19 protein-coding genes are annotated in these 22,812 nt (G+C 51.4%); 6 read left to right on the top strand and 13 right to left on the bottom strand.

Going from position 1 to position 22,812, the window contains the following annotated elements; translation table 11 throughout:
* Positions 1-554 precede the first annotated feature (554 nt).
* Positions 555-1,886: a hypothetical protein gene (locus Pla110_RS14365; protein WP_144996435.1), complete on the top strand. Its 1,332-nt coding sequence runs from the start codon at positions 555-557 to the stop codon at positions 1,884-1,886.
* Here the strand turns inward: Pla110_RS14365 and truB are convergent.
* From truB to Pla110_RS14345, 4 genes are all read right to left on the bottom strand, one after another.
* On the bottom strand, positions 1,852-2,865 hold the full coding sequence (gene truB, locus Pla110_RS14360) for a tRNA pseudouridine(55) synthase TruB (protein WP_144996434.1): 1,014 nt from the start codon (positions 2,863-2,865) through the stop codon (positions 1,852-1,854). The two genes, Pla110_RS14365 and truB, sit on opposite strands and share 35 nt — an antisense overlap.
* 114 nt (positions 2,866-2,979) lie before the next feature.
* Positions 2,980-4,605, bottom strand: coding sequence for a CTP synthase (locus Pla110_RS14355; RefSeq protein ID WP_144996433.1), 1,626 nt, complete (start codon positions 4,603-4,605; stop codon positions 2,980-2,982).
* 166 nt (positions 4,606-4,771) lie between these two features.
* Positions 4,772-5,527: a 3-deoxy-manno-octulosonate cytidylyltransferase gene (kdsB, locus tag Pla110_RS14350; RefSeq protein ID WP_144996432.1), complete on the bottom strand. Its 756-nt coding sequence runs from the start codon at positions 5,525-5,527 to the stop codon at positions 4,772-4,774.
* Between the two features lie 202 nt (positions 5,528-5,729).
* Positions 5,730-6,614 (bottom strand): deoxyribonuclease IV, encoded by an 885-nt coding sequence (locus Pla110_RS14345; protein ID WP_144996431.1) that lies wholly within the window; start codon positions 6,612-6,614, stop codon positions 5,730-5,732.
* Between the two features lie 176 nt (positions 6,615-6,790).
* Between Pla110_RS14345 and Pla110_RS22675 the strand changes: the two genes are divergently transcribed.
* Together Pla110_RS22675 and Pla110_RS14340 are read left to right on the top strand one after the other, a co-directional pair.
* On the top strand, positions 6,791-6,946 hold the full coding sequence (locus Pla110_RS22675; protein WP_197440215.1) for a hypothetical protein: 156 nt from the start codon (positions 6,791-6,793) through the stop codon (positions 6,944-6,946).
* Positions 6,947-7,293: 347 nt separating this feature from the next.
* Positions 7,294-7,767: a hypothetical protein gene (locus Pla110_RS14340; protein WP_144996430.1), complete on the top strand. Its 474-nt coding sequence runs from the start codon at positions 7,294-7,296 to the stop codon at positions 7,765-7,767.
* Positions 7,768-7,905: 138 nt separating this feature from the next.
* On the opposite strand, the gene Pla110_RS14335 is transcribed toward Pla110_RS14340, so the two are convergent.
* From Pla110_RS14335 to Pla110_RS14315, 5 genes are all read right to left on the bottom strand, one after another.
* Positions 7,906-8,508, bottom strand: coding sequence for an HD domain-containing protein (locus tag Pla110_RS14335; RefSeq protein ID WP_197440214.1), 603 nt, complete (start codon positions 8,506-8,508; stop codon positions 7,906-7,908).
* Between the two features lie 93 nt (positions 8,509-8,601).
* Positions 8,602-10,734: an ABC transporter ATP-binding protein gene (locus Pla110_RS14330; RefSeq protein WP_144996428.1), complete on the bottom strand. Its 2,133-nt coding sequence runs from the start codon at positions 10,732-10,734 to the stop codon at positions 8,602-8,604.
* 365 nt (positions 10,735-11,099) lie between these two features.
* Entirely contained in the window at positions 11,100-12,044 is a 945-nt protein-coding gene (locus Pla110_RS14325; RefSeq protein ID WP_197440213.1) for an ABC-2 transporter permease, read from the bottom strand.
* Positions 12,045-12,501: 457 nt separating this feature from the next.
* Positions 12,502-12,768 carry an acylphosphatase gene (locus Pla110_RS14320; protein ID WP_144996427.1) on the bottom strand — a complete coding sequence of 89 codons (267 nt, stop codon included), beginning with the start codon at positions 12,766-12,768 and terminating at the stop codon, positions 12,502-12,504.
* Between the two features lie 63 nt (positions 12,769-12,831).
* Entirely contained in the window at positions 12,832-14,046 is a 1,215-nt protein-coding gene (locus Pla110_RS14315; RefSeq protein ID WP_144996426.1) for a hypothetical protein, read from the bottom strand.
* Between the two features lie 325 nt (positions 14,047-14,371).
* Between Pla110_RS14315 and Pla110_RS14310 the strand changes: the two genes are divergently transcribed.
* The gene (locus Pla110_RS14310) at positions 14,372-15,637 is read left to right on the top strand and encodes a hypothetical protein (protein ID WP_144996425.1); all 1,266 of its coding nucleotides are present in this window, start codon (positions 14,372-14,374) and stop codon (positions 15,635-15,637) included.
* A gap of 44 nt (positions 15,638-15,681) precedes the next feature.
* On the opposite strand, the gene Pla110_RS14305 is transcribed toward Pla110_RS14310, so the two are convergent.
* From Pla110_RS14305 to Pla110_RS14290, 4 genes are all read right to left on the bottom strand, one after another.
* Positions 15,682-16,323: a histidine phosphatase family protein gene (locus Pla110_RS14305; protein ID WP_144996424.1), complete on the bottom strand. Its 642-nt coding sequence runs from the start codon at positions 16,321-16,323 to the stop codon at positions 15,682-15,684.
* A gap of 200 nt (positions 16,324-16,523) precedes the next feature.
* The gene (pdxA, locus tag Pla110_RS14300; protein WP_144996423.1) at positions 16,524-17,570 is read right to left on the bottom strand and encodes a 4-hydroxythreonine-4-phosphate dehydrogenase PdxA; all 1,047 of its coding nucleotides are present in this window, start codon (positions 17,568-17,570) and stop codon (positions 16,524-16,526) included.
* Positions 17,567-18,277: a metallophosphoesterase family protein gene (locus Pla110_RS14295; RefSeq protein ID WP_144996422.1), complete on the bottom strand. Its 711-nt coding sequence runs from the start codon at positions 18,275-18,277 to the stop codon at positions 17,567-17,569. Before Pla110_RS14295 ends, pdxA begins: the two co-directional genes overlap by 4 nt.
* A 183-nt stretch (positions 18,278-18,460) precedes the next feature.
* Complete coding sequence (locus Pla110_RS14290) at positions 18,461-19,711, bottom strand: argininosuccinate synthase (RefSeq protein ID WP_144996421.1); 1,251 nt, start codon at positions 19,709-19,711, stop codon at positions 18,461-18,463.
* 461 nt (positions 19,712-20,172) lie between these two features.
* Here Pla110_RS14290 and rfaE2 point away from each other — a divergent pair, with 461 nt between their 5' ends.
* Together rfaE2 and waaF are read left to right on the top strand one after the other, a co-directional pair.
* Complete coding sequence (gene rfaE2 / locus Pla110_RS14285; RefSeq protein ID WP_144996420.1) at positions 20,173-21,738, top strand: D-glycero-beta-D-manno-heptose 1-phosphate adenylyltransferase; 1,566 nt, start codon at positions 20,173-20,175, stop codon at positions 21,736-21,738.
* Positions 21,735-22,790 carry a lipopolysaccharide heptosyltransferase II gene (waaF, locus tag Pla110_RS14280; protein WP_144996419.1) on the top strand — a complete coding sequence of 352 codons (1,056 nt, stop codon included), beginning with the start codon at positions 21,735-21,737 and terminating at the stop codon, positions 22,788-22,790. Before rfaE2 ends, waaF begins: the two co-directional genes overlap by 4 nt.
* The last annotated feature ends 22 nt before the right edge of the window (positions 22,791-22,812 follow it).

Raw genomic sequence — 22,812 nt, 5'->3', positions numbered from 1 at the left:
CCGGTCACGATTGCCGATGGATGTTCTTGTAGGGTGTGAACGAGGACCGTTTCGAATTTCGACCGGCCCTCTTGCTACATGGGGTTCGACCTAAGATCGTCTGATCTTCCAGAATCCAACTCGTTACCGATCCGTGACCGAAACCCTGTATTCCAGACTTATCTCGGATCAAACCTTCATTCGTTTTGCAACTGGGAACACTGGTAAAAAAAAAGGAATAGGTAAGCTGAGGGAAACTTAAGGACTGATCCCTTTTTTAGGTGCAATTGTCTGTAAAAAACGGACAATGAAATGCAGCTGGGTTCTTTTCTTAAAACGGGTCATCCTTCCTTCCGGATAGAGACATTCATTACGGCAAGCTTGCTTTGGTGACTGTTTCCCACCTGCCCGGAATCTCAAGAGCTACTGCCAACCAGACTCACAAATACGATTAGGACACTGCGCCGGGTTTCCCCGGACATTCCGCCGATTCAACTGTATTTTCGCCTCGAAATGAATCGACACCTTGTAACACTACGCCTTCAGCCGCGATCTCACAGGAGTTGACGACAACGATGTCTCTCTTCTCGTTTCAAAATATATTGGCTACTGCTCTCATAGCATCGATAACCGTTTCGTCTGCATCACTCCTGACAGCTCAGGATCAAACTGTCGAACTTCGGGCACCTCGGATCATCAACGCAAATGACGCCGCGAAAGCAGGCGAAGGGGTCACCGTTGCGCCGTCGGAGCTTTCTGAAAAGACGGTTACAGCCGAAAAAGTTCCCGTCGAACCAGAACCACCCGCCAAAGAGCCTCTGTCAGAAGAGGAAGGGGTCGGTTCTGAACCGACTGTCGAACCCGCTGTAGAGGAAAAAGAACCAGAGAAAATCGAACATGCCGATCCTCTATTAAATAAAGTCGAACAAGCAATCGATCTTTCCCGTCGGCGATTCCTCACTGCGGATCTCCACACGCCCTGGCAGATCATGCACGGAATTCTGGCTTTTCGCGACAAGTATGAATTGAATCAGGATCAGAAGTCCGACGCGAAAATTAACGCGATTGATTTCATCTCCAATGGTCCGGTCTTTCAAGGGAAACATTGGTTTCAGAAATCTCCTCATGGCGGAAAAGCGCATCCCTTTACTGTTCCTTATGCGTTCGAAGGGCACCCTAATCAGTTCCCGGCGATTATGACGATGACCGACCTGCCATTGGATCATAAATTCAAAACAGGTGACGGGTCCATCACGATGGAAGACATCGTCAAAAACGCACAGATGGAAGTGAACAATCACGAGGGACAGACTTGGACCCTGTGGTTTCTGACTCACTATCTGCAATCCGACACCGAATGGAAAAACGCTCGCGGAGAGAATTGGAGTATCGAACGACTGGTCCAGATGCAGAATCAAGTCGTTGTGGAACGGGCCGCATGCGGAGGTTGCCACAACCTTTTCGCACTCAGTCTCGCTCGCAACAATTACCTGCAAGAAGGTGGCCAGTTACGAGGTGTCTGGATTGAAGCGAACCAGAAAATCCTCCGGTATACCGAAATCGCACGTCGCACTCAGAACCGCGATGGATCTTTCTCTTCAGATTATTTCCGTAGCCCGCAGTACAGCCAGGAGTTCAAAAAACGAATCGCAACCAGCGGGCATATGCTGGAATTTCTGATGGTGGCTTTGCCGCAGTCGCAAATAAATGAACCTTGGGTCCGCAAAGCGGTTGATAACATCTCGAATGACCTCATTCGATTCCGCAACGAGCCGGCAGACGTCGGTGCTCTGTATCACGCGGTCGATGCTCTGGTTATCTATCGGGAGCGAATGCTGCCACGAGAAATCGCGACTTCTTCAAACTCGGACATCACAGTGACGACTGGCTCTCAGGAAGGGGAGTAGTCTTCTCTAACGAGTCTGCATAAAGAGTGGGTTTAAATACTAACCGGGGTTTCAGCTGGAGCTGTTCCCCGGTTTTTTGTTTTTTCGTCGCAATGCAAACCAGTCGGCCATCGGAGTTCGCAACGGGGATCTCAATATCTCCCTCCCTCCAGGCACCTGTGCCGACGGCTTCGATAATTCTCCCGTTGATCAACCAGTCCTCTTCGGAAGGGCTGCACTCATACGTGGGTAAGTGTTTCACGGCCACGCGAGCGGGTTGCAGATCGGGGAGCCAGTTTTGCTCTTTGATGTGGGGGATTTCGATTGCGTCTTCCAAAGTGAATGGTCCCACGGCAGTTCGAGCCAGACCATGCATCAACGCTCCACAGCCCAGGTCATTACCCAGATCACGGGCAATCGCACGGATGTAAGTGCCGGAACCACAGACGACATTAAGAGTCAACTCGGGCCAGTTGTAGTCCAGAATTTCAATGTCGTAAATCTCGACAGGTCGCGCATCGAGTTTCACTTCTTCACCGCGACGAGCCAAGGCATAAGCACGCTTACCGTCGACATGAACGGCTGAGAATTGGGGCGGGACTTGTTCGATCGTCCCCTGGTAGCGGGAAAGAGCCGCTTCGATTTCTGAACGGGAAGGCTGTGGTGGGTTATCGACTGTCTCGACCTCACCCATAATGTCATCAGAATTACTACGCATTCCCAAGGTGAATTCTGCCCGGTAAGTCTTGGGAAGTTCCTGTATCCAGGGCACCAGTTGGGTCGCTTTGCCGACGCAGACAACCAGAACGCCGGTTGCCAGAGGGTCAAGTGTGCCCGCGTGCCCGACCTTCACGGTCGCCCGGCGAATCTTCTGGCCATGTTCGCGCGCCAGTCGTCGGGTGTGCCATTCGACCTCGGTCACTGCCTGTCGCGATGTCATCTCGACCGGTTTGTTAACCGTCAGTACGCCACAGATCTTTTTAAACGCGATAACAGACATGGTTTCGACGCAAGTTACACTTGAAGTAGTTTTGAAACCCTCCGGTGGGGCGGTTTTGTCCCTGGTCCTTTCCAGCTTTGGAAAGACCTCTCAACCGGGTTTCGGAACGATGTCTTAAACAGGCAGTCCGGAACGATCCTGATGACGACTGAGGGCAGATTCCACAAACCCGCGGAACAGGGGGTGCGAGTTATCCGGTTTCGATTTGAATTCGGGGTGATACTGGACTGCCACGAACCAGGGGTGATCCTGAATCTCAACAATTTCGACCAGATTACCAGACGGGCTGGTGCCGGCAGCCAGCATGCCTGCCTGCTCAAATTCGGTGCGATAGTTCGGGTTGAATTCGTAACGATGTCGATGTCGTTCGCTGATCTCAGACGAACCATACGCCTCTGCTGAGCGAGAACCTTCACGAAGGACACAAGGCTGAGCACCCAGACGCATGGTACCTCCCTTGTTGACGATCGTTTTCTGATCTTCCAGCATACAGATCACGGGGTGCGGCGAGTCGCCGGCGAACTCTGTACTGTTGGCATCGTCTAAATGGAGAACGTTCCGGGCGAATTCGATGACGGCACATTGCATTCCCAGACAGATTCCGAAGAACGGAATGGAGTTCTCACGAGCAAACTGAATCGCTTTGATTTTGCCTTCGATACCCCGCATACCGAATCCGCCCGGTACTAATAGGCCATCGATACCGCTCAGTAACAGTTCGGCATCTTTCTTTTCCAGTTCTTCTGCTTCAATTCGTTTGATTAGCACTCGTGTGTTGTGTGAAAAGCCGGCGTGGTCGAGTGATTCATAAATCGATTTGTAAGCGTCACGATGCTCAATGTATTTTCCGACGACGGCGATGGTTACTTCCTGCTCGGGATGTCGAATCCGGTGCATAAGATGTTGCCAGTCGTCCAGGTTCAGCGGACCGGCCTGCGTCAAAGAAAGCTTCTCGACGATCAGCTTGTCGATATTGTCTTCGGCCAGCCCAATGGGGACTTCATAAATCGAATATTCGGTATCGACTTCCACGATCACGGCACGCTTTTCGACGTTACAGAACATCGCGATCTTATCGGTAAGCTCTCGTTCCAGAGGGCGCTCAGTGCGGACGATCAAAATATCGGGTTGGATACCGATCTCGCGGAGTTGGCCAACGGAATGTTGTGTCGGCTTGGTTTTCGCTTCTCTGGCTGCTTTCAGATAGGGGACCAGCGTCAGGTGGATAAAGAGGCAATTGTCTTTGCCAATTTCCAGGGGGATCTGACGAATTCCTTCGAGGAAGGGCAAGCCTTCAATGTCTCCGATCGTGCCACCCAGCTCCGTGATCACCACGTCAACATCCGGATGGGACAGGTTCAAGATCGCCTTTTTGATCTCATCCGTAATGTGCGGGATGACCTGTACAGTTCGGCCCAGGTATTCTCCACGGCGTTCTTTGTGAATCACCGTCTGGTAGATCTGCCCCGTCGTGTAGTTGGATTCGCGGGTGAGAGAAGCATTGGTAAAGCGTTCGTAGTGGCCCAGGTCGAGGTCAGTTTCGGAACCATCATCGAGAACGTAGACTTCCCCGTGTTGGTAGGGGCTCATCGTGCCGGGGTCGACATTCAAGTAAGGGTCGAGTTTCTGCATGCGGACTTTGAGGCCGCGTCGCTCCAGTAGAAGCCCGATTGAAGCCGAGGTGAGTCCCTTACCCAGCGAACTGACTACTCCTCCAGTGACGAAAATGTACTTAGTCATCGGCTATTCTGATCTCGTTTCAGGTTCTGTTTGTTCCAGGTGGTCAAATAAAGGCAGTTGCCCGTCGGAGGCTTCGAGTTTCCTCGTGTACTCAACAGGCAGGTTGGCTGACTCTGTTGCTGTTTCTCAGAGAGCCGCCAATTTGACCAGGAACAACCATCGCAGATCAGGCAGCTCTTCGTATTTTGCGAGTTACAAACTGAGCATAGTCTTCAGGGGTGTCGATTCCAACCGAGCGATGCTCTACAACGGCAACTTGAATACGGGCACCCGTTTCGAGTGCTCGTAATTGTTCCAGCTTTTCCAGTTTCTCCAGGCGCGAAGGCGGGAGTTCGGTCAACTGCAGCAGGAAGTCGCGACGGTACGCGTACAGTCCCAAATGGAGTAACCAGGGGGACTCATCATCGAGCAGTTCCTCCGGATTATGGTCACGGCAAAACGGTATCATGGAACGACTGAAATATAAAGCCCGCCCCTGTTCATCACAGACAACTTTAGTGCAAGAAGGGTCTTTCAGAACCGACATTTCCCGAATGGGTGTCCCCAAGGTAGACATTTGAACCCCTGGGGCCTGTTCCAGCGTTTCGACCAGACTATTGATCTGGTTCGGGTCGATGTCGGGTTCATCCCCCTGAATGTTCACTGCGATGCTGACTTCAGAACCCAGATTCCGCACGACTTCCGCAATTCGGTCGGTTCCCGAAGGATGTTCGCCCGTAATCGCGACTTCACCGCCGAAGCGGGTGACGACATCCGCAATTTTGCGGCTGTCAGTGGCCACGATCACGCGATCCAGCTTGTTGGCGGAGCAGGCGGCTTCCCAAGTGTATTGCAACAGGGGTTTGCCAGTTTGGTCCAGCAGCAACTTATTAGGGAGCCGGGTCGATCGTTCGCGGGCAGGAATCAGACCGATGACAGACATGGGAACGTCCTTGTTCCAGAAACTGGAGGTTTAACTGAATGAATTCCCCAAGGACCATCAATCGTGGTTCCAGTCAGGCTGGTATCCGCTAACTGATCTCAGGGAAGGTGTTTATAGGCGTTCAGCTATCGTAGCTCGGAAGGATTTTGGCGACAAGACGGGTTTGACACCTGAAGACCATTTCGTCTGTTTGAAAAAGGAACTATTTCGAGCTCGATTTTGGCTTTTTCGGCGACTTGATCAGATCCCGGAGCGTTTGCAGATTCATAGCATCCAATTGCATGCCATCCCGTTCTCCCTTAGGAGTCTCCATATACATCGGGATTTTGGCGAATCTTTTGTCATTCACCAGGAACCGGAACGCCTCGACGCCAATCGTCCCCTCGCCAATATGTTCATGCCGGTCCTTGCGGCTACCGAACTCTTTTTTGCTGTCATTCAGGTGAAAAGCCCGAATTCGGTCTGTCCCAATGAGTTCGTCGAACTCTTGCATCGTTTTTTTGAAGTCTGCCTCGGTCGTGATTTTGTATCCGGCAGCGTGAATATGGCAGGTATCGATGCAAATGCCAATCCGCGATGAATCGGCTGCATTATCGATGAGGTACTGCAATTCCGGGAACTGATAACCGAGATTTGAGCCTTGTCCGGCCGTGGTTTCCAACCAGATCTCGACCGCGGCGCCGTCTGTCCGTTCGAGAACTTCGTCGATTCCGCGGACAATCTTATCCAGCCCTTCTTCGGGAGACGATTCGACATAACTCCCCGGATGAATCACCACTCCCCCCAGTCCCAGTCTTTCGGCTCGTTCCAACTCGATAACGTACGCATCCACTGATTTTTGCCACAGTTCCGGCTTGGGGCTGGCCATGTTGATCAGATAACTTGAGTGGGAGCAAGCATTCGATAAATGGTGCTTTTCCATCGACTCACGAAACAGATGGACATCCTTGTCCGTTAACTCTTTGGCTTTCCACTGGTTGTTATTCTTAGTGAAGATTTGGACACATTCCATCTCAAATTCGCCTGCAGCATTGGCGGCTTTGTAGTAGCCACCGGCGATCGACATGTGTGCTCCCAGAAGTCCCATAGCTTTCCACCTGTACTGAAATTGAACGAGCCCCACAGTTCATGAATTGGGCGGGGAGAAATGACTTGTTTTTGGACTCGAAGCTTAGCAGGGGGCTATCGAAATTAACATTGAGCCCGTTGAATAAATCTGCTATCCCAATGCTCTCCCGTTTTCACGGGAAGTTCATTTCACCGATGTCCCGTCAAATTGGAAGTCTTCCGGCGTTGTGGGGTTTGAATCCCAGTTCGAAACTGAATCCCGGCACTATTCCAGCACCGGAAACGTTCACCTATCTACTATATCCGTCCCGGTTTGGGGCGCATTCGACAGTCAATCGTACCGATAAATAGGGTTACTGAGTTATCTAATTGTTCAGGTATTAGTACAGCAGGCAGAAATGGGGGTTTGGGTAAGATTTGCATTAACAAATGTTGAAATATTTATGTAATTGTTACAAATCTTTTCCGCCTTTTTGAATTCAGTCTCGTAGAATAATAACACAGCTGCTGTGCTTAAGCTGAACACATCTTTCGATTTGTCTCGACAATCAGTTCTCTCTCCGATCAGTTCGGAAAACAACGGACGAATGACTTCCTTGAAACATCTTTGAGGGTGTTAGTAATTCGTTTATTTTCGGTCTGTAACTGTTTGACGAGAAAATCTCCGCAAAACCTCTCTCACTCAGGAGTCATTCAGGATGGAAACCGCTATCTGGTTGGCTTGCACAGCAGCCGCGACTATCTATTTTGTACACCGGGTGCTGAAAACGGAAATCGTTCCCATGCTGTCCCTGCGGGAAGAGCAGATGGTCGTTAGGCGTTTTGGGTACCAGAGAGAACATCTGGAAGCGCGATTCTCAGAACTGGCCATAACTCAGAATACCCCTCACGATTTCAAGCAGGTCGACTGCGACTGGAAAAGCGAAGTCCAATTCGCCCGGGATCGTATGAGTGGCTGTATTCACGCGTTAGTCTCATTAGAAATCATTTTGACGCCCAATTTCCGCGAATCGGATGAACATGCGGGAATGAAGATTCGTAAATCAGCCGTCGCTGTTTTCTATTATCAAGAGGGTGCCTGGGGAACTCGCGGGCTGGCTCTCTTCAATCAGACTCCGACCGATGCCGTTGAACATCACCCGGATCACTATCAGCAAATTCAAGCCGCCTGAATTCAATCCGCTAGAAGCGGTACGGCAGCGAAACAATTCATGTGTCGGACGAACGCGTCCTCTTCGGAGGATGCGTTTTTTCTGCGCTGGGGGCAAATGAACCCTGTGGCCGCCTTCGCAGAGAAGTCTGAATGGAGGCTATTTGTCTTCCGGTCCATCAGATGCGAGGGCCAATTCGTTGAGTAAGTGCCTGTTTTCCTGGATCAGCCGTTGAATTCGTTTTTCATCTCGATCGGCGGCACTCAACATTTCGTGGTGATACCACAGGAATTCTTCCTCAGACGAATAGAATCGATCCCAGACCTGGGGACCTTCGTGTTCGAGGTCGAATAACGTCGATTTCAGATTATGAAGTTTGTCAGCCAGCACTATCGCGCAGGCGCCGTCGCTTGATTGACGGATGACTTCAAGGTGATGTTCCTTGCGAGGCTTCCAGGGGATCTTGTTTCCCTTTTCATCCTGTTTCTGCTCGCTTAGTTCCGCGACAAGTTCGATTACTTCAGCGGGAAAGATATGTTTGCTTTCCAGTTCTTCCAAAGTGACGGTCGTATCCTCCACAACATCGTGCAGGAGGGCGGCCGCGAGAATATTGTCTTCTTCTTCGAAGCCAGCCTGTGCCAAGATTAGCGTGACCGCCGCAGGGTGCATGAGGTAGGGCAGGTCGGATGCTTTGCGGTTCTGATCCCGATGGGCACGGGCACTTAACCGCAATGCTCGGTCAACTAACTCTGAATAAATCACCGTAGTCACCTCCTGTGCTGTATTTTCATTGTAATGTCTGTGCTCGATGAGTCAGGCATAAATCATAGAACTCAACGTGATGAGGGAGGCTCCTCAGGAATCGCAATCAGCGGAACCATTGGTTCGAAATGCGTTGAAATTCATGTACTCCCAATGGCGATAGATGGGAGACTTCTTGACGAGTTCGGCGTGAGTTCCGATCGACTCAACCTTACCTTCATGTATCAAGGCAATGCGATCGACCCGCCGAACAGTGGAGAGCCGATTGGGCAGAAATATTGTGGTCCGTCCCTGTATAATCTGCGTGTAGGCATCGTCCAGTCGTGATTTCGTGTCAGTATCCAAGGGCTCCGCCGGTTCCGCCAGTATTAGGAGTGCCGGATTGCGAAGCAGGGCGCGAGCGATTCCCAATCGAAACCGTTGTCCGGGGGTCAGAGTTTCACCGTTCGGGCCGAGGATCGTCTCGTATCCATTGGGAAGACGTAGGATGAAATTGTGTGCACGGGCCTGCTTGGCCGTTTCCATGACTGCCGAATGGGAAAAGGAATTATTTCCCGTGCGTATGTTTTCGAACACCGAGCCTGTGAAGAATTGATCGTTTCCACCTACGTAAGCAATTTCGGCCCGTAATGACTCTAAAGTCGCCCAGGAAATATCTTCGCCATCGATCAGGAGACGACCGTCTGAAGGTTCGATGAATCGCGAAATCAGATTGGCAGCCGCGACGCATTCCAGGCGATTGAGTGAAACCAAGGCAATTTTTTCGCCCGCTTTCACAGTCAGATCAAGTCCGTTGAGTAATTTCTGTCCAGATTCGGTTTGATAGTGAACTGATTCAAAAGCGAGCGAGTTCGCGAGGGGTGACATGAATTTTGCACCGACCGCCTGGCTGACAGGAGGGACATTGTCGAGATAACGATAAATTCGATCGGCCGCATGCCCGGCGATTTTTTTCTCGACAGGGATCTTCGCCAAGTTCTTAAGAGGCCAATGCAGCGCAATAAAAGTGACTAACAGGCTTAAGCCGGCGGCCAGTGGTAAATTGCTTGAGTCAATCAAGACCTTCATGCAGACAAGGATCAGCACAATGGATGCGCAGAACAAAATCAGCATTCGGCAAAACCAGCGAGACCAGCGTTCCCGTCGGTTCACATTGAGGAGTCGCTCTTTTAATCGGTCCAGATTTCTGGAAAAAGTTTCATGCTCTGATGTTTCCATGCCATAGGCTCGGACGAGCCGCGTATTACGGAAACTTTGCGAGAGGACGTTGAGCGTCTTGTTGGCGGAAGCATCGAGAAGTGCGCGAGATTCCCGGAACCGGATCAATTCCTGACGAATCAGGTACCAACAGGCTCCCAGGGGAATCAGACATTCGAGAGCGAGTAACCAGTTCAGAGTAAGGGCGAACAGGACTAAGGTGACTAACAGGACGGTGTCGCGGGCGTAACGGTAAGCCAGCGATTCCACAGAGGTCCGCACCTCTTCTGTGTCTTTAGTGAATAGTTCGACGGCGTGTTGCTGTTGTTGCTCACATAAGTCGGCCGGGCCAAGCCGAAGGACCTGACGGTATAATTCGCGCCGAAGTTTCTGGGCGACTTCCATTCCGATCTGCGCGGAAACATTCCAGATTCGGGAGGTCATCAGATTGAATAGTAACATGAGAAATACGAGCGTCAGAATCAAAAAGATCAACGCTGTCGTGTTGGTGTTTAACCAAGTGATTCGGTCGTAAGCACTCGCTACGGGATAACCCCAGACTGTATTTCTCAGCCACCAGACGGAAGGGAGAATCCCTCTTTCGAAATAATCGAGACGCAACCGTATATGACTCGAATCCTTCTCAGTGAACTTTTCAGAGAGATTGGAAACTTCCGACTCGGACTTTGTTTTGTCGTTCGTATCAGAATCTTCAGTCGAAGATTCTGATACTTCTTCTCCTCCGTCACCATCAGCCTTGAACATTCTTGCAAGATCGACAGGGAGATCTATTTTGACCCTCGAGTTGAATTTGGGAAGCAGTTGCCTGAACTCAGCTTCATGATCTGGATTGATCTGAACAGAACCGCGCGTGTGGAGCAGGTCGAGCAGTAGAAAGAGAGTGAGCAATGCCAGACAGAAAATACACGAGGCGAGCACTGCCCAGATAAGGGTGAAGCGTCGCTGCCCTTTCAGGAAATGCCGTCCGGCGAGAAGCCGTTTTACTGAGGCCTTTTCGACTGTTGCCACACGAAAAACCTGTCTGAAATCGACTTATAGCGATAATCGAACTACGTCATGTAGCTCCGCTGGGGTCGTGTTTGCTCATTATTGAATCAACTCAATTATGAGTCAAATAGAGCAACTTCCGGCCTGATAAGTCTCGATGAAGATACACGCGGTCTTCCTGAACAACGTTGTATCTGTGGATTCCATTCGACTTCGCCGCTCCCGAAATAATTAGCGAAGTGACTATTTCGAACGTCATGCGGACCCTGTTGGCGAAACAAGTCCGAAATAACTTCTGTCTCTCATTCTAATTCAAAACAAGCGGAGTTGCGCAGTTCTTTTGGCTTCATCCGTCTGATTGAGTCAAACTGCTGATGTCGATGTTCTTAAGCAAGGTCCCGGTCTTCAAACAGGATGAATGCAAACAGCATCGCCACGGAACTGTATAAGAATGAATACAAGGCAATCCATCCCAGGTACTCCGGCGGGACCAATCGGTCGCGCTGGATGGCCGTTTGTACGTTAAAACTTTCCAGTGATGGAATAATCGTTGCCAGCCATTGAGCGATAAACTGGACGAATTCAATTTTGAAGGCACTTTGCTCAACCAGAATGGGGGTCAGCTGGCCGAGAATGAAAATGACCAGGCAGACGACCATGTTCACAAACATCGGCAGGCGGGTTGAGATCGCCACGCTGATTGAGGCCATCACGATTGATTCAAGCAGAATCAAAATCAGACCTGGCACCATCTGGAAAGTGAGCAGAAACCGCATCCGCAATTCCATACTCTCGCCCGACTCGCGGCTCTCATAAATTGTTTTGTAAAATACGAGCATCAGAAACATAATTGATAACGGCAACCAGAGGGCAAAGACGGCGTTCACGATGCCCATCAGTTTTCCCACGATGAACTGACGTCTGTTGACTGGTTTTGAAAGCAATGTCATTGCTGTTTTGCCCTCAATCTCGTTGGCAATACTGGTACTCGAAGTCCAGACGGCCAAGAGGAGGCAACTGATGAGGATGTGCATCAAACCGCAGTCCTTCATCATCTTCAGGTCGGAACCCAGAGAGAAGAACGGCAAAAAGGTGACCAGCACCAGAAAGAAAATACCAAACAGCAGCAGTAGAATGAAAATCGGTTGGCGAATCGCTTCCTTCGCCGTCGCGCGAGCAATCACGCCCATCTGGGTGAAGTACTGCATGCCGAAAAAGACGGCCAGCACCAATACCGAAGTAATTCCGGTCCAGATCCAGCCTGGTGAAGAAAGGATTTGACTGAGCGTGGGAGGACCACTTTGGGCAAACAGAGCGAGTTCAGCACCCATCGATGAATTCTTTCAAACGACAAAATATAACGAAGATGTGGGAGGATTCTGTGACGAAGACATGATTTTTCCGGGATGAAATCAGAGCGACTTAACCAGGCTGGCAGAGCTGAAAGGAAAGGCGAAGAGTGAATCTACCTTACGCAATAGAGCGAATAGACCATCCCCGTGGAACTTACGCTGATTTGGAACTCAGCGTTGGAGCGGTTTTCAGGAATCTTGCGATCCCTACATTTTCCACCAATGATTATGGCAGAAAATGGCACCAATTTCCTCTCATCAGCCGCTACTCTACCGAGCGTCCGAACCAAAAGAAAGTCCCTGTTCCTCACATTTGAAGGGGGATTTGAGGGTTCACGGAGACTATGGACTGCCTGAAACGGTTAGAGAGCCTTGCAGGGCCGAAACTAGACTAAGACCATTGGAACGCAAGTAGGAAACTCGGCGGTAATCAGTCTCAACGACGGATATCAAAAGAAGTGTAGTGCTCTTTTGTATCCTGTTTGGTTACTTCCGTCCGGGTGAAATTTCTCTCAAAACGCCCCTGAATGGCAGTAACTAATTGTTCCAAGTCATCCTGGTCACCGTCGATGAAGAGTTCGACGGTCCCATCAGGCAGGTTCTTAACGTACCCGGTGACTGGAAATCGGCGGGCCAATTGGCGGGTGGTGTAGCGGAACCCGACTCCCTGGACATGACCGTGAAAAATAATTAGCTGCTGCATACGGAAATGGCGCCTGGGTTCGGGGCTGGGTGGAAGAATTCTCTGTTCTGCGGCAAGTTCTTGCTACTTTTTGAAACGGCGATTGAAATCGGCGGGATCGAACTTATCCGCCTGCACGCTATTAATGAGCTCGTTCACCAAGTCTTTATTGAACCCATCATCTTTTAATGCATCAGCCTGTTGCTGTATTTTTCCGGGAACGGTTTCAGCGTTAATCTGTTGGATGCGATTTCGTTGCTGAGTTGTCTGCATTTCAGTGGCCATCGAGTCGGCTTGACCACTTCCCGCTTCGTCCAAGGCGCCACTGGCTAGCAAGCCCGGACTGTTGGGAGGTGCAGGTGAAATTTCTTCGTCAAACTGCTGTTTTAGTTTTTCGAGTTCGGGTTTCGAGACCACGATCCATTCGTAAATACGTTGTAGCTGTACCAGGCTGGAAGGATCTGTTCCGAAAAGAGGTTCTCTCAGGTCGGCGTGAGGAGCGCGACCGATAGTGAATACTTTGCTTTGAACGGGCTTTTCGAGATCGAGAAGTTTGAAGATCGATTGAAAATTGTCTTCGGACGAGCGGCGACTGTGGTGGCTGGAACTGACGTCGACGTTTAGTTGAAATCCATGATTTTGTTCACCACCGTGGCAACTGACTGAACCACATTTCTTCTTAATGATCGGCTGGACTCCCCGAGTAAATTCGCGAGCCATGGGAGCAGGCAGACCGGCGAGCGTTTCCAGTTGTTTTCCCTTGAACTTCAGATGCGCGCTCTTCGTAGGAATGTTGACGATAATAATACTATCGTCTGGGGAAGGTTCGTCCAGAAATTCCTCCAGTAGGCTTCTGGCGTCGCTGTTTCCCGGATCAAGCGTCAGAACAAGACGGAGTTCTTTGATCAACTCTGAGCGTAAGTTATATTTCATGCACCAGTGGACCAGAGACATGCGCGCCGAAGAGGAATCGGCCGGAACCTGATGGCTGAGTCGATCATAGATATCGTGGATATCATCCCCGATGATGCGGATATCGTTGGCCGGAAAAGAGCGAATCGACTGTCCGACCTTGACCTGCACCTGCCCACGAGCCTGTAGCACTTTACCCCGAACGACCGAACCATCTCTCAGCAGGACAGATTGAAAAGAGGAGTCTTCCTCTTGAGGAGATCTATTGGAACGGGTGGATTCGCGGAGCGGTGACTGAGTCGTTGAATTCTGCGCAAACAGTGACAGCGTAAACAAACAGAGCAGACTTGATAAAGCCGCGATCCAGGTAGTTCTGCTACATGCCACGTTTTTTGTATCCTCTGATTTGGGCCAGATGAACTCGTAATAAACAGACTCACGATGTAGATTTGGCAAAGGGCGGACGGTATGCGGAGACGTCGTTTTCGTCAAGATCAGTGAGTAGAAGCCAGTTTTTCCGAACTGTGCAGGTTGCCCACATTGAGATCGACTCGCCGGTGGGATTCTCTATTTTGACATGTCCGGTTGTATTTCCCTGGCTGATAGGGAAAAATCGGGGAGTCTTACCATAACTTCGAATACGAAACGTTCGCGGTTCGCCGGGCGAATATTAAGCCCCGTCCGCTGACGTAAGTTCAAGGTGCTTCTATCGATGAATTTTGATTTCTGCTCTCGCCGAGACTTCATGAAAATAATCGCTGGTTCTGCTGCCGCTGCTTCCCTGGGGGAAATGTTTCCGTCCTTGGCTCAGGCAGAATTAGCATCGCAGGTGCCGATGCGGGTCGTCACTCAGGGACCAAAGCACCACTGGTTTGGTTACTACGACAAGTTGGAATTCGATCCGACACAGCGTTACCTGCTGAGTATGGAAGTCGATTTTGAACATCGTTCGCCGACACCAGAAGATGAAATCACAATCGGTATGATCGATCTCGAAGATAATGACCGCTGGATTCCAATCGGCAAAACTACGGCTTGGGGGTGGCAGCAGGGGTGTATGTTCCAATGGATTCCGGGTTCGAAATCAAAAGTGATCTGGAATGCTCGCGGAGAAAATAATTACATCAGCCACATTAAAGATGTCTTCTCGGGCGAAACGAAGTCGATTGATTCACCGATCTATACGGTCAGCCCCACTGGCAAGTCTGCCGTCACAGCAGATTTCCGGCGGATTAACGATGTCCGCCCTGGATACGGGTACACCGGCTTTCCGGATCCGTTTGCAGAAGACTTGGCTCCTTCAGACACAGGCATCTTCCACATTGATCTCGATAGTGGCGAAACGAAGATGATTATTTCGCTCGAACAGATCGCCAATATGGGAACCATTCCTGACCAGCAGCCTGGCATCAAGCACTACTTTAATCATCTGCTGTACAACACCGACGGTTCCCGATTCGTCTTCCTGCATCGTTGGCGTTATCCGAATGGCTCCCGCAAAACGCGGATGATCACCGCGAAGGATGACGGCACTGATATTCGCATCATCGACGACAACGGTATGACATCCCACTTCGACTGGCGCGATCCGAATCATATTCTCGCCTGGTCCGATCACGAACCATTGGGACGCCGGTTCTACCTGTTTGAAGATGCCAACGACGGAGCCATTACCCCGGTTGGTGAGGATGTCATGAAACGGGACGGCCACTGCACCTATCTCCCGGACACCGACTGGATCCTGAACGACACCTATCCCGATAAGAATCGAGAACAGTCAATCTTCCTGTATCATGTTCCGACTGGAAAAACCCACGAAATCGGCAAAGTCCCGTCGCCCAAGGTTTACACCGGTGAATGGCGCTGCGACACCCACCCCCGCCACAGCCCCGACGGAAAATTGATCGTGGTCGATTCACCTTATAAGGACCAGGGTCGGCAGTTGTATTTGTTTGATATCAGTGGAATCGTGGAGTGATTCACCCGATGCTAAGATTGTTTGGGCCACCTCGGTTGGTCAAATCACAGCACCAAGTCTTCAGTCAAATGCAGATATGAATTCAACGTATCCAGTTCGCGGTCATTTTCCTGGTAGCGGATGATATTTACGCAGGTATTCACCTGGCGGATCGCTTTGGCTTCGTTGATGGGTTTGTTCATGATGTCGGCCAGATAGGCTCTGTTGACGACATTGTGAGCCACGATGACTACGGTTTCGCCGGGATGTTTTTCTACGAGCCCTTCAATCACTGGTTTGCTGCGGTTAAGAACGTCCTGATAGGATTCGCCACCGAGGTAGGGAATCTCACCAGAGGCGTTAATGAAGGTTTTGTATTCTTCCGGGTGCGACTCCATTATCGCCTCCCAGCTTTGCCCTTCCCAGAGCCCGACGTTCACTTCGTGAATACCTTCAATGGGGGTCGGGGCGATCCCATGCGGACGGGCAATCTCCGTGGCCGTCTGTTGAGCCCGGACAAGCGGGCTGCAGTAGATGGCATCGATCTTCGTCTGGCTCAGGAACTCACTGACCGACTTCGCCTGGGCTTCGCCCTTCTCGCTGAGCGGACCATTGATGCCATTACCTTGAAGAATATAAGGCCGCTGCTCGTTCGCTGCCGTCGCTCCGTGACGAATTAATAACAACCGTGTGTAAGAACCAGACAAGAGGGGAACTCCTTGATTTCAGGGGTGGCCAAGACAACCTCGAAGTGTTGTCTGGGTGCCGAAAGGCACACTAGGTGCTGAATAATATTTTGTATGAGTTGGTCGAATGAGCGTCTTGGATTTAATGTGTGATCAAAGCTTGAGTGTTGCTGTGCAACCCAGACAACACTTCGTGATTGTCTGGGCCACCCGATTAGAAATCAATTTATTTTTGCCAGGTTGGCGGCGACTTGGATTGCGGTGATCATCCCGTCGGCGCGGGCGGTGCCTTGCCAGGCGATATCGTAGGCGGTGCCGTGGCTGGGGCTGGTGCGAACGATGGGGAGACCGAGGGTGACATTAACTGCGGTATCGAAGGCGACCAGTTTAATGGCAATGTGGCCCTGATCATGATACATCGCGACGACGCCGTCAAACTCACCATCGCGGATGGCGCGTTTCATCATCGTATCCGTGGGGAAGGGGCCTGTGACGGAAGTTCCGAATTCTTCGCGGGCTCGTTCGATGGCGGGGGCGATCAACTCGCTTTCTTCATTACCAAACAGACCTTCTTCGCCCCCATGAGGATTTAAGGCACAGACAGCAATTCGGGGATCCACAACTCCCTGGGCCTGCATGAAGCGATAGGTGAGACCGATCTTGCCATAGATGGAATCGACCGAAAGCAAATCGGGCACACTTTTGATTGAAGTATGTAAGGTAACGTGCGAGACCGCGAGACCGTTAATTCCCCGCACTTGTTCACCGGGCGGTAGGTATAGCATCATAGCAAACTCGTCGACGCCACATTCTTTCGCGAGAATTTCGGTATGACCAGGATAGTTGATCCCGGCCAGATGTAACGAAGCTTTTGCCAGCGGAGCTGTTGTGATGCCGTCAATCGTTCCCGCTTGTGCTCCGCGAATGGCGGCGAGAAGATAATCGTACGAGGCTTTCCCGGCGGCGGCATTAAATTGATTTCGCGGAGCTGCTAATACTTCGTCGCCTGCGGGATTGAAGCAGTAGATGGGAGAGTCGTTGGTATCGATCTCTTTCAGGGAATGGATTTCCTGGACTGGGGGTACCGAAGCGACATGCGGACGGATAAGTTCCAGGGCCTCGTTCAGTATTCGCGGGTGCCCAATGACAATCGGTTGGCAAGTCGCACGGACTTGGGCGTCGCAAATCGCGCGGGCGGTCACTTCGGGGCCGATGCCAGCGACGTCGCCCAGAGTTAATCCGATGCGTGGAAGGGGAGTTTTGGTCATGGATTCTCGGTCGGTTCTTCAACCAATGGAAAAGTGGGATAGCGATTACCAGATTCGTCGGCCTGGTAAAATGTTTTAGTTGTCGTGTCGAAGGCGGTAAGTGGATTGCCTTCATAAGCACCCGTGTCTATCGCCAACCAACCGGGACTGAATTTGGGCATGCCCTGCGGCATGACTGTGTGTCCGACAATCACTCGCTTGCCGGAGAAATGGGGAGGTTTCGTTCCTGTGTACCGTTCCCATCGCAAAACCTGTGGATGTTGTTCGTCCAGCGGGCGGTCGTGTTGCACATTGGCATGCACAAAAATGTCCGTTTGGTTTTCCCAGTAATCGCGTGAGGACTCGATGAAATTGACATGTGATTCCGGTAGTTGTTCGACGCTCTCTATCTCGTAAGAATCAAGAACTTCCTGTCCGCCGTAGAACAGCCATGTCGATGTGAGTGGGCCAGCCTTCAGTGCATCCAACAGCATTTCTTCATGGTTGCCGCGAATGTAAATAAGCTGTTTGCAGCGACTTTTCAGATTAATTGTTGTTTCAATGACTTGCTTTGTGCCGGGACCCCGGTCGACGATGTCTCCCAGGAGAACGATCGTATCTTCACTGGTGACCTGCAGCATGTCGAGCAACGTCTCGAAGGCGGTGCTGCAACCGTGAATGTCACCGATAGCAATGGTTCGTCCGGCCATGATTTCGTCGTTTATCATGACTATGTCCTTATGTCGGAGTCCTTTTGCCGGTGTCCTGCCAGAATCAAGGATCGAAAGTAGACAGGTTGAAAACGAAAACCGCACACGGGTGGGTGTGCGGTTTCGTGGTGAACCGAATCAACTGTCAGAAGGGTGGCCCCCGTTTTTAACGGCATTGTTTCCCTATTGTCGGTATCGATATTACTTGGCGTCTTTGGTCGGCATGATGCGCGCCGGTCGGACGATGGGTTCCCCTTTGAGGAGTTGTTGCTGAGCCTGTGTTTTGAGGGCCATTCCGTGGATACGGATGAAGGCGACAGCTGCTTCGTGGGGGAAGGAGTCTCCCTCTTCGTAAGTCGCCAGTTCCTCTGAGTACAGGCTGTGCGGGCTTTTGCGGCCCGTGACAACATAGTTCCCTTTATACAGCTTGATGCGTGTATGTCCGGAGACGAATCGTTGGTTTTTCTCGACGAATCCCATCAGGTCCTGATGGAATGGGCTGTACCAGAGGCCATCGTAGATGATGTCGGCACAAGTTTGAGCGACGTAGGTTTTGAACCGCTGGGCCTGACGGCTTAATGTCAGAAATTCGAGTTCGCGGTGAGCTTCATGGAGAATCATCGCGGCGGGAGCTTCGTAAATCTCCCGGCTTTTGATACCGACGAGACGGTTTTCTACGTGGTCAATTCGACCGACGCCATGTTCGCCACCCACTTTATTCAGATGTTCAATAATCGAGACGCCGTCCATCTCTTTGCCATCGAGAGCGATGGGGCGTCCCTGCTCGAATTCAATTTCGATTTCGAGAGGAGTGTCTGGAGCTTCCTCGGGAGGGACTGTCCAGTTGTAGGCTGCTTCCGGTGGAGCATTCCAGGGGTTTTCGAGGACACCCGCTTCAACAGAGCGGCCCCAGAGGTTCTGGTCGATGCTGAAGATGTTCTCTTTTGTTGCGTCGACTTCAATCCCGTGTTCCTGGGCGTACTCAATCTCTTGGGTACGGGTGAAACGCCATTCTCGTACTGGAGCGATGATTTTGAGGTCGGGGGCGAGGGTGTTGAAAGCGACGTCGAATCGGACCTGGTCATTTCCTTTGCCCGTGCAACCGTGTGCGACGGCGGTGGCGCCATGTTCCTTGGCGAATTCCACCATTCGGTGTGCGATCAGGGGGCGTCCAAGGGCGGTGGCGAGGGGGTATTTGCCTTCGTACATGGTGCCCGTCATCAAGGCTGGCCAGACGAAGCAATCGACGAACAGATTACGAACGTCTTCGATAATGGCTTCAACGGCCCCGGTTTTGATCGCTTTTTCTTTGATCGTATCCAGTTCGCGACCCTGGCCGAGATCACAGGTGTAGGTGATCACGTCCATGTCGTATTTTTCGTTGATCCACTTCACAGCGACGGAAGTATCGAGTCCACCACTGTACGCCAGAATCACTTTTTCTCTTGCCACGTTGGGTACCTGTCTTTCACGTTGGAAAATCTGAAGGACGTTGCCTTATTTCTTGGTTTGTACTGTTTATTTAATCGCTCAATGTCAAATTTACCCAATTTCGAATAATCTGACGATCAACGTAATTCGAAACTTGAGGCCAAACGCTACCTGGCTGGAGAAACCTTCGATTTCGAGGGGTTCCCGTGCGAGCGGACATTATAAGAACGGACGAATCAACTCGCCAGTGACAGTACCCGAATCCCATTGACCTTATTGGCTACTTATGTCAAAATTGTCAAAACTACAATGCGGGCCCCGAATCCACGGCGGTTTTCGGACCCGCAATCTCTCATCTCTGAATAGGATGGTATTGAGAACGGCCTCGGTTTTGAGAGGCTGACTCGCGGAAAAGTTCGCGGTGACCCGGGCGCACCTGGTTTTCTTGACCATTCCTGGTACAGCAAAGGATTGCAGACGACGTGTCTTATTATCTCATTGATGCGGTGGAGCGGCTGGGAAATCCTCGGATTCTGGTTCTTGGGGACCTTATTCTCGATCGGTACATCTGGGGTGAAGCGGATCGGATCAGTCAGGAAGCCCCCGTCATACTGCTTTCAGAAGAAAAGCGGGAGACTCGGTTGGGTGGTGCTGCGAATGTGGCCAACCTGCTGCGCGGGCTGGAGGCTGAAGTCACCATGTCCGGTCTCGTGGGCGCTGACTTCGATGCGAAGGATCTTCGTGTCCAACTCGAAGGGGCGGGCGTCTGTTGCGATGGCCTACTGGAGGTAGAAGATCGTCCCACAACCGTTAAAGAACGATTTCTGGGGCGAGCCCAGCATCGTCACCCCCATCAAATGCTGCGAGTCGACCGGGAAGTCCGCACACCCCTGGGTGAAGAGGATGGAGCACGCTTAATTGCCAAATTACTCCCCCTCATTTCCGAGCATGCTGCGATTTTGATCTCCGACTACGCGAAGGGTGTTTGTACTCCTCAAGTGATCGGCGCGATTGTCGCTGAAGCGAAAAAACATGGAATTCCTGTTCTCGTCGATCCTCCGGCACATGGAAACTGGGATTTATATAAAGGAGTGACGGCCATCACTCCCAACCGGGCCGAGACGGGCCGGGCTGTTGGATTCGATATCGATTCGATTGAAGACGCGAGCCGGGCAGGACAACAGCTCTGCCGGGACTTGGAACTGGATCACGCTTACATCACCATCGATAGAGATGGCGTCGTCCTCGCTCGGGCCAGCGAGGAAGGCGTGCATCACCCAACTCGAAAACGAGAAGTATGCGACATCACCGGGGCGGGCGATACAGTTCTCGCGATGATTGGCATTGGCATGGCAGCGGGTATTGACCCGGAAAACTTGTCCAAGCTGTCCAACGTTGCGGGTGGTCTTCAAGTGGAGCAGGTCGGTGTGGTTCTTGTTCACCGAAACGAAATCCTGGGTGATTTGCTCGCGTCGCGACGACACCATGAAGACAAAATCTGTGAGCTGGTCGATCTCAAACGGCAACTACATGCTCGAAGACGGCTCGATCAAAAAATTGTGTTTACGAATGGTTGTTTTGATCTGTTGCATGTGGGTCATGTTTCCTATCTGAAACAAGCCTCGCAGGAAGGGGATTGTCTGATTGTGGCGCTCAACAGCGATGAGAGCGTTCGCATGTTGGACAAAGCCCCTGACCGGCCACTATTCAGTCAGGACGATCGCGCGACAATGCTCGCCAGTTTGGAATCAGTTGACTATGTGATTATCTTCAACGATGCCACTCCCAATCAGTTGTTGAAAGAATTGCAGCCCGATCTGCTTGTCAAAGGGGGTACCTACTCCAAAGACGAGATCGTGGGCAAGGAAGTCGTTGAAGCGTATGGCGGTGAAGTGAAACCACTGACCATCGTGGCGGGCCTGTCGACGACGAACATCGTTGAGCGATTACGTCAGACACCGACGGAACCTGTCGCACCGACTACATTCACAATGCCGACCAAACCCCCAGTCACTACTCCCAACCCATTGGAGCGAAAAGCAGGATGAAAATCGCTCTCTTTTTACCAAACTGGATCGGCGATGCTGTGATGGCGACGCCCGCTATCCGGGCGATTCGGGAACATTATCTCGATGCCGAAATCTTCGGCATTATGCGGCCCTATGTCGGGCAAGTTCTGGAAGGACTTGATCTGGTCGACCGGACCTTGTTGTATTCGCCCCGCACGCGTAACCCCGAGTTAAAAGCCTGGAATCTGTCGCAGGAATTGCGATCTGAAAAAATCGATATCGCTGTGCTGTTTCCTAATTCGCTGCGAACTGCGGCGATGGCCTGGTTGTCTGGTGCAAGTCGACGCGTCGGTTTCAGTCGCGATCTCCGAGGCTGGTTGCTGACGGATCGACTTCAACCTCTATCCCGAAAAGTACCGAATCCAGTTGTCGATGAATACCTGCGTCTGGCAGAGCACCTGGGCTGCACGCAATTGACTCGTCAAACTGAGTTGGCCGTCACTTCCGCTGATGAAGACGCGATTGAAATGTTCTGGAGGAAGCAGGGATCGGTTCTGCATAACAAGGGGACCATCTGCATTAATTCTGGCGGCGCATTTGGAGCGGCGAAAGACTGGCCGAAGGAGTATTTTGCAGAACTGGCACGCAAGCTGGCTGTTGAGCAGAACAAAACGATTCTGGTTCTCTGTGGTCCGTCCGAAGTCGACAATGCGCGTGAGATTGTACGGCAAGCCGATCACCCCCAGGTGATCACGCTGGCTGGTGAGAAACTGAGTCTGGGACTGACCAAAGCGGCGATCCGAGAGAGTGAACTCCTCATCACGACGGACTCCGGTCCTCGCCATTTCGCCCAGCCATTTAATGTCCCCGTGGTTTCGCTATACGGGCCGACGCATATTGCCTGGAGCGATACCTACTACGACAAAGGAATTAACCTCCAGAAAGAAGTCGATTGCGGCCCCTGCCAGAAGCGAGACTGTCCGCTCGGTCATCATCGGTGCATGACAGGAATGAAGGTGGAGACCGTTTATCAAACGGTGGTGAGTCTGTGGGAACAGGGACAATCGGGGCAAGTTCGCCGCGCGGCGTAACTTCTAAGGGCGTGAATGTCCC

It is taken from the genome of Polystyrenella longa, assembly GCF_007750395.1.
Lineage (GTDB): Bacteria > Planctomycetota > Planctomycetia > Planctomycetales > Planctomycetaceae > Polystyrenella > Polystyrenella longa.
Note: the sequence above shows the minus strand (reverse complement) of the source record. Positions and strands in the feature narration are given on the sequence as shown.

What these genes read in the sequence shown, in the direction of transcription:
- truB (WP_144996434.1), bottom strand. Translation starts at nt 2,865, where the DNA reads ATGTCTGTTATCGCGTTTAAAAAGATCTGTGGCGTACTGACGGTTAAC.
- kdsB (WP_144996432.1), bottom strand. Translation starts at nt 5,527, where the DNA reads ATGTCTGTCATCGGTCTGATTCCTGCCCGCGAACGATCGACCCGGCTC.
- waaF (WP_144996419.1), top strand. Translation starts at nt 21,735, where the DNA reads ATGAAAATCGCTCTCTTTTTACCAAACTGGATCGGCGATGCTGTGATG.
- Pla110_RS14340 (WP_144996430.1), top strand. Translation starts at nt 7,294, where the DNA reads ATGGAAACCGCTATCTGGTTGGCTTGCACAGCAGCCGCGACTATCTAT.
- Pla110_RS14355 (WP_144996433.1), bottom strand. Translation starts at nt 4,605, where the DNA reads ATGACTAAGTACATTTTCGTCACTGGAGGAGTAGTCAGTTCGCTGGGT.
- Pla110_RS14345 (WP_144996431.1), bottom strand. Translation starts at nt 6,614, where the DNA reads ATGGGACTTCTGGGAGCACACATGTCGATCGCCGGTGGCTACTACAAA.
- Pla110_RS22675 (WP_197440215.1), top strand. Translation starts at nt 6,791, where the DNA reads ATGTCCCGTCAAATTGGAAGTCTTCCGGCGTTGTGGGGTTTGAATCCC.
- Pla110_RS14365 (WP_144996435.1), top strand. Translation starts at nt 555, where the DNA reads ATGTCTCTCTTCTCGTTTCAAAATATATTGGCTACTGCTCTCATAGCA.
- Pla110_RS14310 (WP_144996425.1), top strand. Translation starts at nt 14,372, where the DNA reads ATGAATTTTGATTTCTGCTCTCGCCGAGACTTCATGAAAATAATCGCT.
- pdxA (WP_144996423.1), bottom strand. Translation starts at nt 17,570, where the DNA reads ATGACCAAAACTCCCCTTCCACGCATCGGATTAACTCTGGGCGACGTC.
- Pla110_RS14320 (WP_144996427.1), bottom strand. Translation starts at nt 12,768, where the DNA reads ATGCAGCAGCTAATTATTTTTCACGGTCATGTCCAGGGAGTCGGGTTC.
- Pla110_RS14325 (WP_197440213.1), bottom strand. Translation starts at nt 12,044, where the DNA reads ATGGGTGCTGAACTCGCTCTGTTTGCCCAAAGTGGTCCTCCCACGCTC.
- Pla110_RS14295 (WP_144996422.1), bottom strand. Translation starts at nt 18,277, where the DNA reads ATGATAAACGACGAAATCATGGCCGGACGAACCATTGCTATCGGTGAC.